Origin of the sequence: Aeromonas sp. TW 6, from assembly GCF_013168745.1 — a bacterium.
GTDB lineage: Bacteria > Pseudomonadota > Gammaproteobacteria > Enterobacterales > Aeromonadaceae > Aeromonas > Aeromonas caviae.
The window spans coordinates 1-16120 of record NZ_JABERS010000021.1; the positions used below are offsets into that span (position 1 = coordinate 1).

Consider the following 16120-nt stretch of genomic DNA (forward strand, 5'->3'; position numbering starts at 1 on the left):
TGCTGAAGCAAAACAAATCACGTAATCTAAGCATGGCCAACAAGCGCAGGCTCTGCTGTCTGAATGAACAATATTTGTTCGAATGTATGGGGTTGTTCAAAGTATAAACACTGATGCGTCAGCCCTGGTTGGTGGTATTGTTGCTGGTGCGGCTGGATACTATGGCGCCGACTGGATAGCAGAGCACATCTATGAAAACTAAAATTCATCTCTATATTCCAACAAAAACGGCAGGATATTTATCCTGCCGTTTTTGTTTTACTATCTCGCAGCCTGATCAACCAGATAATAATGCGGTGATAGGGAATGCCGGTGTGCTGGGTCAGCCCCATTTCGCAGGTGCGGCTGTATTCCATGGCTGCAAGCACGGCAATGGGGAACTCAGACGTCATTAATCCCCCATCTTCTGTTTGTGCCAAAAAGTGAAAGTACAGGTGAACACTCCGGCATGGCCTTACAACCCTCTTTCGCTTTCTGCCTTGATGGCGCCCAGTATCCGGCGCCGGATCAGGCCGCTGACGGGGCGGATCAGATACCAGTAAGGTGCGAATTTGAGGCGGCAGGCCAGATCCGGGCAGAACACCCTTGTCTGGGTGGTCAACCGGGTGGTGCCGTTTGGCTGGCGGCTGGCCGAAAACCCCAGAGCGAGCTTGGCAACGCCTGGCGCCGCAAAGTCCAGATAAGCCTGACTGTCCGCTATGGTCACCAGACCAAAGTCCGGCCGCCAGAACCGGCCGACAAGGCCGTAGAGCAGCGTGTTGTCGTCATGGCTGTCGAGCGGCACGAATCTGTCCAAGCCAAAGGGAGGCGGGCTGGCGCTCTGTTGGCGGCCGAGAAGGTGCCCAAGGCGCATCGGCACTTCCCGCAAGCCGATCAGGTGGCGAAAGGTCGGATCCGCTTCCGGTCGATAGTTGGCCGCCGCCTGGATGACGGTGTGCGGGTCGGCGGCAATGTCGCGAGCGTGCTCTTCACAGAAGTGATAGGCAGGCAGATAGTGGTTTAGCGGCGTCATCAATCCTTCCTTGCCATCGCTCGTATCAGCATCGGCCCCTTTCATAGCACGTAGCACCAGACAAGTCCCGTTTTTAAGCCACCTTGTTCACCCCATTGAAAACGGCAGGATAGTTATCCTGCCGTTTTGTTTCCCTATCTCGCCGCCTGCTCCACCAGATAGAGGATGCTGTGATAGGGAATGCCGGCGTGCTGGCTGAGCCCCATTTCACAGGTGCGGCTGTTGCTGAATCCCTGACGGCAATCCCTGGGCACTTGAGCTGGCAGGCTGGCAAGCGCCGCGGCGTTGAGCTCCGGGGTCATCAGCCCCTTGTCGCCGGCAAAGCCGCAGCACTGGATATGCTCAGGGACTATCACCTCGCGGGCGCAGGCACGGGCGACACTGAGCATCGCCTCCCCCAGCCCCATGCGCCGGCTGCTGCAGGTGATATGGAGCATCACTGTCTCATCGATGGGGGTCAGCTCAAGGTGGGGCAGCAGGTGTTCCAGCACAAAGGTAGCGGGCTCGAACACCCGAAGGCCCTTGCCGAGCGCCCCCGAGAGCAGCCGCTGCACGCAGGGGCTGGTGTCGAGCAGCACGGGCCAGCGCCCCTGCTCGCTTGCCTGCCACAATGCCTCGGCCAGCTCACTGCGCTTGGCTGCGGCCACCTCGACCATCCCCTTGCTGTCATAGGGCATGCCGCAGCAGAGCCCCTCGATACCTTGCGGCACTATCACCCGGCAACCCGCTTTATTGAGGAGTGATTGCACCACGTCCGGCAGTGACGGGGCTTCCTCCTGCTGGCCGAACACCCGGCTGGCGCAGGACGGCAGATAGACCACGGCGCGATCCTCTCCAATGTCCTCGCTGGATCCGCCATGGCTCCCCTCCCCTTGCGGCCACCGGTAGCGGCTCGGCCCCGGCAGGGTCGGCAACCAGGCGGGTGTGCGCTGGCCGCTCAGATGGCGAACCCCGTTCACCAGCCCTGCCAGCGCCTTGTCTCCCAACACCTTGCCCGCTATGGCTTTGAAGCCGAGGGCCCCACGGGCCGTGCGGGTAACGCCGGCGAAATGATCGGCGCTCCAGCGGGCGATGGGCACGAAGCGCTGGTACTTGTCAGAGCGCAGCTTCTTGATGAGCGCTCCGGTGTTGATGCCCACCGGGCAGCGATCGGCGCACAGCCCGGTGGCGGCGCAGGTGTCGATGCCCTGATAGTCAAATAGCTGGGCCAGCTGGTTGGAGGGCTCATCGGCACGATTGCGGCGGGCCAGTTCGCGATAGAGCACGATGCGCTGGCGCGGCGAGAGCGACAGGGTGCGCGAGGGGCAGACCGCCTCGCAGAAGCCGCACTCGATGCACGGATCCACGATGGCATCGCTCGCCGGCATGGGTTTGAGGTGTGCCAGGTGGGCCTTGGGGTCATCGTTGATGATGACGCCGGGATTGAGCAGGCCATCGGGGTCCAGCAGCGCCTTGATGCGGCGCATCAGCGCCATCCCCTCCGGCCCCCATTCCAGCTCCACATAGGGGGCCATGTTGCGGCCGGTGCCGTGCTCGGCCTTGAGGGACCCGCCAAAGCGCACGGCGACGAGTTCCGCCACCGCATCCATAAAGGCGCCATAGCGGGCCACCTGGGCCGGATCCTCGAACCCCTGGGTAAAGACGAAGTGCAGATTCCCCTCCAGCGCGTGGCCAAAGATGATGGCTTCACCGTATTCGAAGCGATCGAACAGGGCTTGCAGCCCCGCCACCCCTTCGGCCAGACGCTCGATGGGAAAGGCGACATCCTCGATGATGACGGTGGTGCCGGTGGTGCGCACCGCCCCCACCGCCGGGAAGAGCCCCTTGCGAATGGCCCAGAGGCTGGCGCTGTCGCCGGTAAAGGGCACAGAGGCGACCTGGGCGAACTCGGCCGCCATGACCGTCACCTGCTCGCAGCGATCCACCAACTCTTCCTTCGACTCCCCATGCACCTCCACAAGCAGGGCGCAGGCGGCCAGATCCAGCGTCTTGATAAAGTCCGGCAGGCCGGGCTTGCCCGCCACCGAGCGAAGGGAGCGCCCATCCATCAGCTCCACCGCCGCCACTGGCGCAGCTTTAAGGCGCGAGGTGGCCAGACAGGCCTGCTCGGCGTCCCGAAACACCAGCAGGGCTGAGGCCTTGTGGGGGTATTCGGGCACGGTGTCGAGCACCACCTCGGCAATAAAGCCGAGGGTCCCCTCCGAGCCAATCATCAGGTGGGTGAGGATATCGACGGGGTCCTCATGGTCGAGCAGGGCATTGATGGCGTAGCCGGTGGTGTTCTTGAGCCGGTACTTGTGGCGGATCTTGGCGGCAAGCTCGGCATTCGCCAGCACCTCGGCACGCAGGGCGGCGAGCCCGGCCAGCAGCTCCGGGCGCCTGGCCGCAAAGGCGGCGCGGCTCTGGGGGTCGCCGCTCTCCAGCACGGTGCCATCGGCCAGCAGCAGGGTCATGGCGTGCAGGGTGTGATAGCTGTTGTGGGCGGTGCCGCAGCACATGCCGCTCGCGTTGTTGGCGGCGATGCCGCCGAGCTTGCAGGCGTTGATGGAGGCGGGATCCGGCCCAATCTTGCGCCCCAGGGGCGCCAGATAGCGGTTGGCATCGGCGCCGATCACCCCGGGTTGCAGGGCGATGCGCGCCCCCTCGTCCAGAATGCGGTGGCCGCGCCAGCTGTCGGTCAGGGTGATGAGCACCGAATCGCTCAGGGCCTGGCCCGAGAGGCTGGTGCCGGCGGCGCGAAAGGTGCACGGCAGACCCAATTCGCGGCACACCGACAGCACGAAGCGCACTTCATCCAAAGAGTCGAGGCGCACGATGCGCTCTGGCACCAGGCGGTAGAAGCTGGCGTCCGTGCCGTGGGCCAATCGCAAGTCCGGGTCGCTCACCAGCCGCTCGGGCGGGATGCGCGAGAGCACGGCGGCGTCAAATTCATTCCAGCGCATCAGCAATCCTCCACCAGCACCACCAAGAGGCGGCTCGGGCCGTGGGCGCCGTAGGCCAGGGTCTGCTGGATGTCGGCGGTCTTGGAGGGGCCGGAGACCAGCAGCAGATTGGTGGGCATGGCCTGCTGCCAGCGCCCGGCCGCCACCAGCCCCGCCAGGTTGTCGGCGATGGTGGAAGCCGCCAGCAGGGCGATATGGCAGGGGGGCACCAGGGACAAGGTACGCGGCTCGCCGCCATCGGGCAGCAACACCAGGGTGCCGGTATCGGCGATGGCGCCCGCGCAGTGGGTGATGCCCGCCTGACAGACATCGAACAGATCGTCCTTCCAGCTCGCGAACTCGCCAGAGGGGGTCAACACAGATCGCCCGGCGCAGGCGGCCAGGGCGGCCGCCTGCCAGCGGCCACCCTGGCCACAGGCCAGATGCGTCACGCCCTCTTCATCCAGCCAGGCGCTCAGATCCCGGGCAAGGGTTGCTTCCTTGACGGTCAGGATCTCGGCGTGGCTGGCGCTGATCCCGGCAACAAAGCGCTCGCGCCGTGCCTGTTCATCCTCCCCGCGCCAGGGCTGCCAGCCATGGGGGGCGTGGGCCATGGGGGTGGCGGCGCCGCGCAGGCGGCTTAATATGGCCTCTTTGCTCGACATCTCAGGACTCCTTCTTCTTCTGGCGCAACAGGGCGTGCAGGCTCTGGGGGGCGGGTTTGGGAGCTTCGCGGCACTGGGTCCAGGGGCCCAGGTGTTTGGGCATCAAGCCCCGCAAGCGACCGGCCACACCGGTTGCGGCGTGGTAGAGGCGCGGGTGGGTGGCGGCGAAGGCAAAGCCCTGCATGGCGAGGGTCTCGAGCCGGCTCCTGGCCGCCCCCTGCCCCGCCAGCGGTTCGTGGCCGGGCTGTGCGTCGTGCTTGGCCTCCCGGCGCAGGCGCTGCAACATGTCGGGAATGGGGATGCGCACCGGGCACACCTCGCCGCAGGCACCGCACAGGCTCGAGGCCGTCACCAGATCCTGCGTGCTCTCCAACCCCAGCAGATGGGGGGAGATGATTTTGCCGATGGGGCCCGGGTAGATGGTGCCGTAGGCGTGGCCGCCGATGCGGGTGTAGACAGGGCAGTGGTTCATGCAGGCGCCGCAGCGGATGCACTGCAATGTCTTGCGCAGCTCCTCATCCCGGTAAGCCTGGCTGCGGCCGTTGTCGAGCAGCACCAGGTGCACCTCGTCCGGGCCGTCCAGCTCCCCTGCCCGGCGCGGGCCGCTGATGACGTTGAAGTAGGTGGTGATGGCCTGACCGGTGGCCGAGCGGGTCAGGGCACTGTAGAGGGGCGGCACGTCGGATAGGCACTCCACCACCTTCTCGATGCCGGTGATGGCCACGTGCACTTTCGGCACAGTAGTGCACATGCGCCCGTTGCCCTCGTTCTCCACCAGACACAGGCTGCCGGTCTCGGCCACCGCAAAGTTGACGCCGGAGAGCCCCATGCCGGCGCGGCGAAACTCTTCGCGCAGGGCCCGCCGCCCGGTCTGGATCAGGGCGTCCACGTCCGTGGTGGGGGTGAAGCCTTCCAGGTTGCTTGCGAAGGTGTCGCTCACCTCCTGCTTGTTCTTGTGGATGGCGGGCATGATGATGTGGGACGGGGTGTCGCCGTCGAGCTGGACGATAAACTCCCCCATGTCGCTCTCAAGGCAGCGGATGCCGTGGCGCGCCATCTCGTGGTTGAAGCCTACCTCCTCGCTCACCATGGACTTGCCCTTGACGATGGAGCTCACCCCGTGTTGCTGGGCGATGCGAAGGATGATGGCATTGGCCTCGGCCGGCGTCTGGGCCCAGTGCACCCGGATGCCGTTGCGCTCGCAGTTGGTTTCGAGCTGCACCAAAAGATCGGGCAGGCGCGAGAGGCAGCGCTGGCGAATCTGCTCCGCCGCATCGCGCACCGCCGCTTCTTCGGCGGGGTCCGCGAAGGCATCGCGGCGCTTGGCGCGCAGATAATCCATGGCGCCGCGAAAGTTCTGGCGCAGCACGGGGTCGGCCAGGGCCGCCTCGGCCTGGGGATGGAAGCGGCGTGGCGAATACTTGGCGTGATCACTCATGATTAGCCCCCTGTTTTTGCGCTTGTAAGCCCTGAGCCACCGGCTCGCTGTGGGCTAGCAGGAAGCTGGCCAGGTGCATGGCGGGCAGTGTCTTGCCCTGATAGGCCAGGGATCCCTTGATGTTCAAGAGACACCCCCAGTCCGCGCTCACCAGGGTGTCGGCGCCGCTGGCCAGCAGGTGGCGGGTCTTGTCCTCCACCATGGCCTGGCTGATGTGGGGATGGCGCACCGAGAAGGTGCCGCCAAAGCCGCAGCACTCGCTCTCGTAGGCCTGCTCGTGCAAGGTGACGCCCTCGAGCTGCCCCAGCAGGCTGCGGGCCGTGGTGTGCACCTGCATCTCGCGCCGGGCCGAGCAGGAGGTGTGCATGACGATACTCGCCCTCCCCACCCCCTGCCAGCGCACCCGGCAGATCCGGACCAGAAACTCGGTGAGCTCGAACACCCGCTCGCAAAACGCCGCCACCTCGGAGCTCTCGGGGAAGAGTCGGCGGTAGTGGTGATGCATCATGCCGCCGCAGGAGCCAGACAGCACCACCACCGGCCAGGGCTCGGGGAAGAGCGCCATCTGGCTTTGCGCCACCTTGCGCGCCTCCTCCTCGTGACCCGAGGTGTAGGCCGGCTGCCCGCAGCAGGTCTGTTTCTCGACAAAGTGCACCCTTATCCCTTCCCGCTCGATCAGGGCGATGGCATCGAGCCCCGCCACCGGGTCGAACAGGTCCACCAGACAGGTGGCGTAGAGATAGACATCGGCCGGCTTGGCCGGGTAGACCCGCATTACCTTCATCACTTGCTCTCCTTACTTGAGCTGCAGCAGTGCGTCCGAGATGTGGAAGCTGTACATGAGCGCCAGCCCGATAAGGCCGGTGACCAGCAGGTAGTAGAGGGTCGGCAGCGCCGTCTTGCGCAGCGTCGCCCCCTCACGACCGAGCAGCCCCACGGTGGCCGAGGCCGCCACCACGTTGTGAATGGCAATCATGTTGCCCGCGGCGGCGCCGACTGCCTGCAGCGCCAGCATGGCGGCGGTGGAGACCCCCAGGGTCTGGGCCACCTCGAACTGGAACTGGCTGAACATCATGTTCGATACCGTGTTGGATCCGGCGATAAAGGCCCCCAGCGCACCGATGGTGGCGCTGAGCGCCGGGAAGAACTCCCCCACCAGCCCGGCGGCAAAATTGGCGGTGGTCACCGGCATGCTGGCGAGATCCGCCCCGTTGACGCCGGAGTTGATGAAGATGCGCACCATGGGCACGGTAAAAATCAGCACGAAGCCGGCGCCGATCAGGGTGCGGCTGGACTCCCCCAGCGCCCGCCCGAAGGGGGCTAGGGAGCGCGATTGCAGCCAGGTGGCGAGCAGGGCGCAAAGCACCAGCAGCCCCCCCGGCAGGTAGAGCGGCTCAATGGAGGCGCTGACCCCCTTCTCACCCAGCAGATCCGTGAAGGCGAGGCTCACCGACAGGAGGCTTGCCTTGAATGCCGGGCTCACCCGGCTCGCCACCAGCAGGAGCGCCAGCGCCACATAGGGGAGCCAGGCCAGCATGAGCGACATGGGGCGGCCGGCGGCCTCTTTGAGATCGAGCTTCAAGGAGCCCAGCCACTCGGCGGGCCACTCGTTCTCGGGGGCGAAATCCCAGGAGTTCTTGGGCACCAGAAAACCGGCTCGCGCCGCCGTCACCACCAGGGCCAGCCCCACCAGACCGCCGATGAGGGACGGGAACTCGGGGCCGAGCAGCATGCCGGTGAGGGCATAGGGGACGGTGAAGGCGAGCCCGGCGAAAATCGCAAACGGCAGGATGGAGAGCCCTTCGGTCCAGCTGCGGTTGCGGCCGAAGAAGCGGGTCAGCATCATCACCATCAGCACCGGCATCAGGGTGCCGACGGTGGCGTGAATGAGGGCCACGTTGGTGGTCACCTGTTGCAGGTAGATGTCCCAGCTGCTGCCACCGGCGCTCAGGGTCTGGCCGATGGCCTGGTTATCCAGCCCCTTGTTGATGCCCACCAGGATGGGGGTGCCCACCGCGCCGAACGACACCGGGGTGGACTGGATCATCATGCCGAGCAGCACGGCGGCGAGCGCCGGAAAGCCGATGGCCACCAGCAGCGGCGCGGCGATGGCGGCCGGGGTGCCAAAACCCGAGGCCCCTTCGATAAAGGCGCCGAAGCACCAGGCGATGATGATGGCCTGGATGCGCCTGTCCGGCGAGATGTTGGTGAAACCGCCGCGAATGGCGGTGATGGCACCGGTGTGTTTGAGGGTGTTGAGCATCAGGATGGCGCCGAACACGATCCAGAGCACGGTCACCGTGATCACCAGCCCCTGCAGGGTGGAGGCGAAGACCCGGGTCGGGCTCATCTGCCAGCCCCAGAGGGCGATGAACACGGTCAACAGGAAGGCGACGGGCATGGCGCGCTTGGCGGGCCAGTTGAGGCCGACCAGCAGCACGGCGGCCACCAGGATCGGCGAGAAGGCCACCAGGGCCAGCAGGGTGTCTGTCATCATTGCGTCCTTGTCCAGAGGGGTGCAGAGGCGCACCTTGTTGTTGTTTTGTTAAGCGGACGTGACCTTACCCTGTTCCTTTTTCGCGATATATGGAAATAATGAACAACATTCGTTCCAAAAGTTGATCAATATGGCCAGTACCGACGACCTCATCCTCTTCGCCCAGGTGGTGGAGGCCGGCTCCTTCAGCAAGGTAGCTGAACAAAATTCCCTGACAAATTCAGTGGTTAGCAAGCGGATCGGACGCCTGGAGGAAGAACTCGGGGTGCAGCTCCTCTATCGCACCACCCGCCGGCTCACCCTGAGCGAGGCGGGCAAGGCGCTCTATCAAGGTGCCAAAAATGTGAAGGCCGCCGCACTGGACGCCTTCGACGCGGTGGCGGGATTTGGTGAAAAGGTGAGCGGTCATGTGCGGATGTCGGTGCCCACCATCTCCGGCGAGCTCTTGCTCGCCGATGCGGTGGCCGATTTTTGCCAGCAGCACCCGGGGCTCACGGTGGAGATGTCGCTCGACAACCGCTTCGTCAACCTGGTGGAAGAGGGGTTCGATCTGGTCATTCGCACCGGCTATCTGGATGACTCGAGCCTGATTGCCCGCCACATTCTCGACTCCCAGTGGGTCATCTGCGCCGCCCCCGCCTATGTGCGCCGCTTCGGGGCACCGCGCGAGCCGTCGGATTTGCTCACCCACAACTGCCTGCGCTACGCCTACCAGAGCACGGGGGCCTCGGAGTGGGCCTTCAAGGGGGAAGAGGGCAACTATCTGGTGTCGGTGTCGGGGAGCTTTTCAACCGACAACGCCGGGGCCCTGCGCAAGGCGGCGCTGGGGGGGCGCGGCATCGTCTATGTGCCGCGCTGTCTGGTCTATCACGACCTGATGCAGGGGGATCTGGTGGACTTGTTTCCCGACCGGGTGGGCAAGAAGCTCGGCATCTACGCCGTCTACCCCTTCACCCGCCAGCCGCCGCGCAAGATAAGGCTGCTCATCGAGCACATCCGCCAGCGCTATCTGGAGATTGGCCACTACTTCATCTGAGGCCCTTGTCGGGCCTCAAAGGGCGGATGACGCCGCCTGACGGGAGAGAAACGCCAGGGACTGGCGGTTGAAGTGATCCGGCTGCTCCACGTTGCAGACGTGGCCGCACTTTTCGATGATTTCGAGGCGGCTGTAAGGGTCGCGGGCTACCTGCTCGCGCACCGGGGCGAGGAACATGTGATCCTCCTCCCCCATCACGTAGAGGGTGGGAATGGGCAGGGCCCGCTCGCGAAAGTAGCGCATCAGGGGGTTCACCTCGGTGGCGAGACGGAACCAGCGCTTGAACTCCTTCTGGCACAGCTTTCTGGCCTCGCGCACGAAGAGGTTGCGGGACTCCTGATGGTGCTGGCGCGGCATGATGATGAAGGCGAACAGGCGGTAGAGCCACATGTAGGGCAGGAAGTGCTGGCCAAGGCGACCAAGCTGCACCAGCACCCGGGAGCGGATGTCGAGACGCAGGATGGCACCGCCGAGCACCATGCTCTTGACCCGCTCGGGGCGAAGCTCCGCCAAATGGCGAATGAGGATGGTGCCAAGGGAGATGCCGACAAAATGGGCGTGGGGGATGCGCAGGTGATCCAGCAGGCGCAGGATATCCTCGGTCACGGCCCGAAAGCTGTAGTGCCCCTTTACCACCTGCTGCAGCTGGTTGGACTGGCCGTGACCGCGAAGGTCCAGCAGCAGCACGTTGAAGTGCTCCCGGTAGGCCCGCAACTGCTTGAACCAGATGGAGGAGCTGCCGCCCGCACCGTGCACGAACACCACCCAATCCCGATCGGGACCCAGTTCAAAGGTCTTGTGGTACAACATCTCATGGGCTCCCGGGGTGATGGGGGGTATACTCGGCGCGCATATTAACAGAAGGCTCACCCCGGTGAACATGCTTCCACCATGATCGGACCAGAGCGGAGTTCTCCATGACCCTCGTTCAATTGCGTGAATTTTTGCTCAGCCAGCCCGGCGCCACCGAGGACACCCCCTTCGGCCCGGAGATCCTGGTCTACCGCATCGCCGGCAAGATGTTTGCCCTGGTGGACTGGCAGGCGGAGCCCCTCTCCATCAACCTGAAGTGCGAACCCGAGCTCGCCCTGCTGCTGCGGGAGATCCACCCCGAGGTGAAACCGGGCTGGCACATGAACAAGCAGCACTGGAACACGGTGACCCTGAGTGAAGGCCTGTCTGACGATCTCTGGCAGGGCTGGATAGTCCACTCCTATGAGCGGGTGGTGGCGGGTCTGCCCAGGGCGAAGCGGCCCCAGGCCCCCCGCGCGACCATCAGGGAGGGTTGACCCATGCCGTCTCTTTCTTCTTCTCGCATCGTCCCCCTCGAGGAGGCGCACATACCAAGGCTGCTGGATCTGTTCGAGCAGTCGGTACGCCGCCTGGGGCCTGCACACTACAGCCCGGAGCAGGTGGAGCAGTGGGCCAGGGGCGCCCATCACCCGGGGCTTGCCAGCCAGTTGCGCGAGCACCATGGCTGGGTCATCGAGCAAGACGATGTGCCCCTTGGCTTTGCCACCCTGAGCGATGACGGTCATCTCAGCCTGCTCTACGTGAGCCCGGATCATCCGCGCCAGGGGCTCGGCACCCTGCTGCTGGAGCGGGTGCTGGCAGCCGCCAGCCAGATGGGACTTGGCAGCCTCACCACGGAGGCGAGCGCCTTCAGCCTCGCCCTCTTCCTGCGTCACGGCTTCCTGCTGACCGGATTGGAGACGGTGGAGCGCGGCGGTGTCCAATTTATCCGCCATCGGCTCCACTGCCGCTTGCCATGACGGGTTCAGCCACTAAAATACGCACCATTTCCCCAAGGCAATGAAGAAAGGGCAGCCATCATGGTGGTAGAGAGCGACGGTTACATTGCGCTGATCGAGTATCTGGTAGAGAGTCTGGGTCTGTTCGAGAGCCAGCAGCAGGGCGGCGGCGCCCAGACCATCGAGGATCTGGTGAGCAGCCGGGTGGCCGACAACCTGATGGCCATCTGCGAGCAGAACCCCCAGCTCGACCCCAAGGTGCGCTTCCTGATCATGCAGGAGGCCGATGCCGTGGTCGCCGACCTGGAAGAGGTGCTCTCCGCCGTCTGGTTGTCCGCCCCCAGCGAAGCCCAGCAAGCCTTCCTCATCGAGTTCATCGACCTCATCAAGAACCTGTTCGACAGCACCATCAGCTGATCCCATCCCTGCCGTGACGGCAAGGGGACGAGATGCAATGAGGCGAGGAGTGAGGCGGGACGCCCAATGAAAAGGGCCGCCTCATCGGGCAGCCCTGCTTGCTAGCATTGTCAATTCATCGCGCTTGTCAGAGTAATGAATTTCGGGGCAAAAAAATGTGTCTGGTCTTGGCAACCATCCGTGGTCGCTACCCTGTTGGTCAGCCAGGGTTCAGTTTAGTTCCCCACCTGACGCATTTTTTTCAATTATTTTTCATCACAATGACACGGGGGCCTGATGGCCCCCGTGTCATTGTGATGACGCCTCAGCGATTCAGGCTGGGAGGCAGGCAGACGCCAATGCCCCCCAAGCCGCAATACCCCTCGGGATTCTTCTCCAGATATTGCTGGTGATAATCCTCGGCATAGTAGAAGGGGGCCAGCGGCAGGATGCGGGTGGTGATGGTGCGCCCGTCACCGCTCGCCGTCATGGCCTGCTGGTAGGCGGCCAGGCTCTGCTGGGCAATCGCCTCCTGGGTGTCGTCCCCGACGAAGATGACGGAGCGATACTGGGTGCCGATGTCGCCACCCTGGCGCATCCCCTGGGCCGGATCATGGTGTTCCCAGAACAGCTTGACGAGATCCCCGTAGCTGATGACCTTGGGATCGAACACCACCTGCACCGTCTCGGCGTGGCCGGTCAGGCCGCTGCACACCTCCTTGTAGGTGGGATTGGGGGTCAGCCCCCCCTGATACCCGGCGGCGGTGGAATAGACCCCGGGCTGCTGCCAGAACAGACGCTCCACCCCCCAGAAACAGCCCATGCCGAACCAGGCAAGCTCCATCCCCTCGGGCCAGGGCCCCTGGGTCGGATGGCCGTTTACTGCGTGCACCTGGCCAATCTCCAGCGCTTCCCGCCGTCCCGGCAGCGCCTCTGCCGGTGAAATAATCTGCTCCATATGCCCTGTCCTTGTATAAAACCCCGCGCAATGCGGCTGACGAAAAGGAACACCGAAGATATCAGGTTATTAGCCCGGATCAACCAGGGAGCGGCCCCCGGGGCGACCCTCCCGCCCTCGCCTGCGTCTTCCCCTCCCCGCCCGCACTGGTCAAAATGGCGACAAAAAAACACCAAGTCGATATTTAGTCTTGATTTGTGAATTTATTTTCATATATTGGGCGAATTGCTGCTTTTTTATGGAATGAAACACGTGCGTGAACGCGAACCCAGCCTGGTCCATGCCTTTCGGCAATCCACCCCCTATGTCAATGTGCACCGGGGTGCCACCTTCGTCCTGATGATCGGCGGGGAAGCCATTTGTCACCCCAATTTCGCCAACATCGTCAGCGACATCGCCCTGCTGCAGACCTTGGGGATCCGCCTGGTGCTGGTGTTTGGTTCGCGTCCGCAAAATGACGAGGCCCTGGCCCGCGCCGGCATCCAGGCCCAGTATCACAAGCGGATCCGGGTCACCGACGATGCCAGTTTCGCCATCATCAAGCAGGTGTGCGGCGGTCTGCAATACGACATCACCGCCCAGCTCTCCATGGGCCTCGCCAACACCCCCATGCAGGGGGCCCGCATCAGTGTGGTGAGCGGCAACTTCGTCACCGCCCAGCCGCTGGGTGTGGATGACGGCATCGACTTCTGTCACAGCGGCCGGGTGCGTCGCATCGATGTGGAGGGGATCACCCGCCAGCTGGATCAGCACGGCCTGGTGCTCATCTCCCCCATCGGCTGCTCGGTCACCGGCGAGAGCTTCAACCTGAGCTCGGAAGAGGTAGCCCGCCGGGTGGCGGTGGATCTCAAAGCCGACAAGCTCATCTGCTTCAGCAGCACCCAGGGGGTAATGGACAGGCACGGGGAGGCCATCTCCGAGCTCTTCCCCGAGCAGGCCGAAGAGCTGCTGGTGGCGCTGGAGCAGGCGGGGGAAGAGATGTCAGGCACCGCCCGCTACCTGCGCGCGGCCATCGCCTCCTGCCGGGGTGGCGTGCCCCGCTCCCACCTGGTGAGCTATCAGGACGACGGCGCCATGCTGCAGGAGCTGTTCAGCCGCGAGGGGCTGGGTACCCAGATCGTGCGCGAAAGCGCCGAGCGGGCCCGGGCCGCCACCATTGAGGACATCGGCGGCATCCTGGATCTCATCCGTCCGCTGGAGGAGGAAGGGATCCTGGTGCGCCGCTCCCGGGAGCAGCTGGAGATGGAGATAGACAAGTTCACCATCATCGAGCGGGACGGCCTCATCATCGGCTGCGCCGCGCTCTATTGCTTCATGGAAGAAGCCATGGCCGAGATGGCCTGCGTCGCCATCCACCCGGAGTATCGCAACTCCAACCGGGGAGACACCCTGATCGCCAAGGTGGCCGAGCGGGCCAAGCGGCTCGGCATCCGTCGCCTGTTCGTGCTCACCACCCGCTCCATCCACTGGTTCCGGGAGCGGGGCTTCGATCCCCTGGAAGTCGAAGATCTGCCGGTGGAGCGCCAGCGCTTCTACAACTGGCAGCGTCGCTCCAAGGTTTTGTCCAAGACCATTTCGTAACTGATTGATCTTGTGCCTGGTTACCGTCAATTTTGTTCTTTTTTACGAACTCGATTGACAGTGCAATCCAGACCAAGGTATTTGTACATGCACGCCACCTGTCACAGGTGGCACCAGAAGAGGAGCGCTGCCCAGGCAGCCCAGGGGAGGACACCAGTGTCCGGTGAACTTGGGTCAGGGGGAGCAGCGCCGAGACGAGGCGAGTGACTGGACACCGCCACGTCGGCTGCGGGGGCTGAATCCCCCGGGTTGTCATCGGTAGTGGTCATCCCACACCGCGCCCCACCCTGGGGCGGGTACGGGATGGGCTCTGCAGGTGGAGTGCTTCTGGCCGGGATCCTCGCGTTTTCCTGCCATTTTTGCCTCCTCCTCTCTATTTGCCCGATGAAACCGGATTTTCACCTTGAGACAGGAGTATGCAATGAACCCGATCAATGTCGCCAAGTTTGGCGGAACCAGCGTCGCCAATGCCGCGGCCATGAACCACTGCGCCGACGTGGTGCTGGCCAATCCGGCGACCCGGGTGGTGGTGCTGAGCGCCAGCGCCGGCGTCACCAACCTGCTGGTGAGCCTGGCTCAGGGTGAACTGGACGAAGCCGGACAGGATGCCCAGCTTGCCAGTCTTGCCGACATCCAGCTGGCCATTCTGGCCGCCCTTGGCAACCCGAGCGACGTGAGCGCCCTCATCCATGCCCAGCTCGGCGACATTCGCACCATGGCCCGTCAGGCCAGTCAGCACACCGACGCCGAACTCGCCGATCGCCTCATCGCCTGCGGCGAGCTGATGTCCACCCGTCTCTTCACCGAACTCCTGCACCAGCGCGGGGTCAAGGCCCAGTGGCAGGATGCGCGCCAACTGCTGCGCACCGACAGCCGCTTTGGCAAGGCCACCGTGGATCTCGCGGCGACCCGCGCCCTCTGCCAGCAGGCGGTGGGCCCGTTGCTGGGTGACAGCCTGGTCATCACCCAGGGCTTCATCGGTGCCGACGGCGATGGTCGCACCACCACCCTCGGCCGTGGCGGCTCCGACTACAGCGCGGCCCTCCTGGCCGAGGCACTGGACGCAGGCAGCATCGAGATCTGGACCGACGTGCCCGGCATCTACACCACGGATCCCCGCCTGGTTACCCGCGCCCGCCCCATCCCCGAAATCAGCTTCGTGGAGGCGGCGGAGATGGCCACCTTCGGCGCCAAGGTGCTGCACCCGGCCACCCTGCAACCCGCGCTGCGCCAGGACATCCCGGTGTTCGTGGGCTCCGCCAAGGACCCCGCCGCCGGTGGCACCTGGATCCGCGCCACCACCCGCAGCAACCCGCTGTTCCGGGCCGTGGCCCTGCGCCGCCAGCAGGTGCTGGTGACCCTGCACAGCCTCAACATGTTCCACGCCTACGGCTTCCTGGCCGAGGTGTTCGGCATCCTGGCCCGTCACCGCATCTCGGTGGATCTCATCACCACCTCCGAGGTGAGCGTCTCCCTGACCCTGGATCACACCGGCAGCCAGAGCAACGGCGAACCCATCCTGAACGACAAGGTGCTGGCGGAGCTCGGCCAGCTGTGCAAGGTCGAAGTGGAGACCGGTTTCGCCCTGGTGGCGCTCATCGGCAACCGCATGAGCGAGGCGGCCGGGGTAGGCAGCCAGGTGTTCGACGCCATCCGCGAGCACAACATCCGGATGATCTGCTACGGCGCCAGCGCCCACAACCTCTGCTTCCTGGTCAAAGAGGACGAGGCGGGCCACATCGTCAATTGCCTGCACCGGGAACTGCTCGACTGAGTCGCCCCGGCGCTGGCACACAACGAGCCTCCTCCGCCCCATCACACTTCCCCACTCAGCAAAGAGGGGCGCCGCGGCGCCCCTCTTGTCA

General features: G+C 64.5%; 15 protein-coding genes and 1 riboswitch. Of the genes, 6 read left to right on the forward strand and 9 right to left on the reverse strand.

The genetic code is table 11. From position 1 onward, the window contains the following. Positions 1-239 precede the first annotated feature (239 nt). The 7 genes from HKD46_RS11835 to HKD46_RS11865 form a co-directional block, all read right to left on the reverse strand. Entirely contained in the window at positions 240-392 is a 153-nt protein-coding gene (locus HKD46_RS11835; RefSeq protein ID WP_171865455.1) for a hypothetical protein, read from the reverse strand. Positions 393-454: 62 nt separating this feature from the next. Next, complete coding sequence (locus tag HKD46_RS11840; protein ID WP_139700289.1) at positions 455-1012, reverse strand: hypothetical protein; 558 nt, start codon at positions 1010-1012, stop codon at positions 455-457. A gap of 134 nt (positions 1013-1146) precedes the next feature. Beyond that, complete coding sequence (locus HKD46_RS11845) at positions 1147-3954, reverse strand: FAD-binding and (Fe-S)-binding domain-containing protein (protein WP_171865456.1); 2808 nt, start codon at positions 3952-3954, stop codon at positions 1147-1149. Further along, positions 3954-4598, reverse strand: coding sequence for an LUD domain-containing protein (locus HKD46_RS11850; protein ID WP_124813430.1), 645 nt, complete (start codon positions 4596-4598; stop codon positions 3954-3956). The genes HKD46_RS11845 and HKD46_RS11850 overlap by 1 nt, the downstream gene beginning before the upstream one ends. 1 nt (position 4599) lies before the next feature. Next, on the reverse strand, positions 4600-6036 hold the full coding sequence (locus HKD46_RS11855; protein ID WP_139700292.1) for a LutB/LldF family L-lactate oxidation iron-sulfur protein: 1437 nt from the start codon (positions 6034-6036) through the stop codon (positions 4600-4602). After that, a complete protein-coding gene (locus HKD46_RS11860) occupies positions 6029-6820 on the reverse strand; it encodes a (Fe-S)-binding protein (protein WP_139700331.1) in 792 nt (263 codons plus the stop codon). Before HKD46_RS11860 ends, HKD46_RS11855 begins: the two co-directional genes overlap by 8 nt. Before the next feature lie 12 nt (positions 6821-6832). Further along, on the reverse strand, positions 6833-8530 hold the full coding sequence (locus tag HKD46_RS11865; protein WP_139700293.1) for an L-lactate permease: 1698 nt from the start codon (positions 8528-8530) through the stop codon (positions 6833-6835). Between the two features lie 61 nt (positions 8531-8591). Between HKD46_RS11865 and HKD46_RS11870 the strand changes: the two genes are divergently transcribed. Further along, positions 8592-9569 carry a LysR family transcriptional regulator gene (locus HKD46_RS11870; RefSeq protein WP_080988704.1) on the forward strand — a complete coding sequence of 326 codons (978 nt, stop codon included), beginning with the start codon at positions 8592-8594 and terminating at the stop codon, positions 9567-9569. 15 nt (positions 9570-9584) lie between these two features. Here the strand turns inward: HKD46_RS11870 and HKD46_RS11875 are convergent, their stop codons facing one another. After that, entirely contained in the window at positions 9585-10379 is a 795-nt protein-coding gene (locus tag HKD46_RS11875; protein ID WP_010674369.1) for an alpha/beta fold hydrolase, read from the reverse strand. Between the two features lie 107 nt (positions 10380-10486). On the opposite strand from HKD46_RS11875, the gene HKD46_RS11880 reads away from it, so the two are divergent. The 3 genes from HKD46_RS11880 to HKD46_RS11890 are packed head-to-tail and all read left to right on the forward strand — an operon-like array spanning position 10487 to position 11737. Then, entirely contained in the window at positions 10487-10858 is a 372-nt protein-coding gene (locus tag HKD46_RS11880; RefSeq protein ID WP_039038958.1) for an MmcQ/YjbR family DNA-binding protein, read from the forward strand. A gap of 3 nt (positions 10859-10861) precedes the next feature. Continuing rightward, positions 10862-11341, forward strand: coding sequence for a GNAT family N-acetyltransferase (locus tag HKD46_RS11885; protein WP_139700296.1), 480 nt, complete (start codon positions 10862-10864; stop codon positions 11339-11341). 60 nt (positions 11342-11401) lie between these two features. Further along, complete coding sequence (locus HKD46_RS11890) at positions 11402-11737, forward strand: DUF3802 family protein (protein WP_010674366.1); 336 nt, start codon at positions 11402-11404, stop codon at positions 11735-11737. A gap of 304 nt (positions 11738-12041) precedes the next feature. Here the strand turns inward: HKD46_RS11890 and msrA are convergent, their stop codons facing one another. After that, complete coding sequence (gene msrA / locus HKD46_RS11895) at positions 12042-12674, reverse strand: peptide-methionine (S)-S-oxide reductase MsrA (protein WP_010674365.1); 633 nt, start codon at positions 12672-12674, stop codon at positions 12042-12044. 252 nt (positions 12675-12926) lie between these two features. On the opposite strand from msrA, the gene argA reads away from it, so the two are divergent. Then, on the forward strand, positions 12927-14255 hold the full coding sequence (gene argA / locus HKD46_RS11900; protein ID WP_041215931.1) for an amino-acid N-acetyltransferase: 1329 nt from the start codon (positions 12927-12929) through the stop codon (positions 14253-14255). A gap of 109 nt (positions 14256-14364) precedes the next feature. After that, positions 14365-14590, forward strand: a riboswitch (Lysine riboswitch). Between the two features lie 86 nt (positions 14591-14676). After that, positions 14677-16029, forward strand: a complete 1353-nt coding sequence (gene lysC / locus HKD46_RS11905; RefSeq protein ID WP_128297322.1) for a lysine-sensitive aspartokinase 3 — start codon at positions 14677-14679, stop codon at positions 16027-16029. The last annotated feature ends 91 nt before the right edge of the window (positions 16030-16120 follow it).

Bases quoted from the DNA above. Each gene is read 5' to 3' on its own strand.
- HKD46_RS11835 (WP_171865455.1), bottom strand. From the start codon at position 392: ATGACGTCTGAGTTCCCCATTGCCGTGCTTGCAGCCATGGAATACAGC.
- HKD46_RS11840 (WP_139700289.1), bottom strand. From the start codon at position 1,012: ATGACGCCGCTAAACCACTATCTGCCTGCCTATCACTTCTGTGAAGAG.
- HKD46_RS11845 (WP_171865456.1), bottom strand. From the start codon at position 3,954: ATGCGCTGGAATGAATTTGACGCCGCCGTGCTCTCGCGCATCCCGCCC.
- HKD46_RS11850 (WP_124813430.1), bottom strand. From the start codon at position 4,598: ATGTCGAGCAAAGAGGCCATATTAAGCCGCCTGCGCGGCGCCGCCACC.
- HKD46_RS11855 (WP_139700292.1), bottom strand. From the start codon at position 6,036: ATGAGTGATCACGCCAAGTATTCGCCACGCCGCTTCCATCCCCAGGCC.
- HKD46_RS11860 (WP_139700331.1), bottom strand. From the start codon at position 6,820: ATGAAGGTAATGCGGGTCTACCCGGCCAAGCCGGCCGATGTCTATCTC.
- HKD46_RS11865 (WP_139700293.1), bottom strand. From the start codon at position 8,530: ATGACAGACACCCTGCTGGCCCTGGTGGCCTTCTCGCCGATCCTGGTG.
- HKD46_RS11875 (WP_010674369.1), bottom strand. From the start codon at position 10,379: ATGTTGTACCACAAGACCTTTGAACTGGGTCCCGATCGGGATTGGGTG.
- HKD46_RS11880 (WP_039038958.1), top strand. From the start codon at position 10,487: ATGACCCTCGTTCAATTGCGTGAATTTTTGCTCAGCCAGCCCGGCGCC.
- HKD46_RS11885 (WP_139700296.1), top strand. From the start codon at position 10,862: ATGCCGTCTCTTTCTTCTTCTCGCATCGTCCCCCTCGAGGAGGCGCAC.
- HKD46_RS11890 (WP_010674366.1), top strand. From the start codon at position 11,402: ATGGTGGTAGAGAGCGACGGTTACATTGCGCTGATCGAGTATCTGGTA.
- msrA (WP_010674365.1), bottom strand. From the start codon at position 12,674: ATGGAGCAGATTATTTCACCGGCAGAGGCGCTGCCGGGACGGCGGGAA.
- lysC (WP_128297322.1), top strand. From the start codon at position 14,677: ATGAACCCGATCAATGTCGCCAAGTTTGGCGGAACCAGCGTCGCCAAT.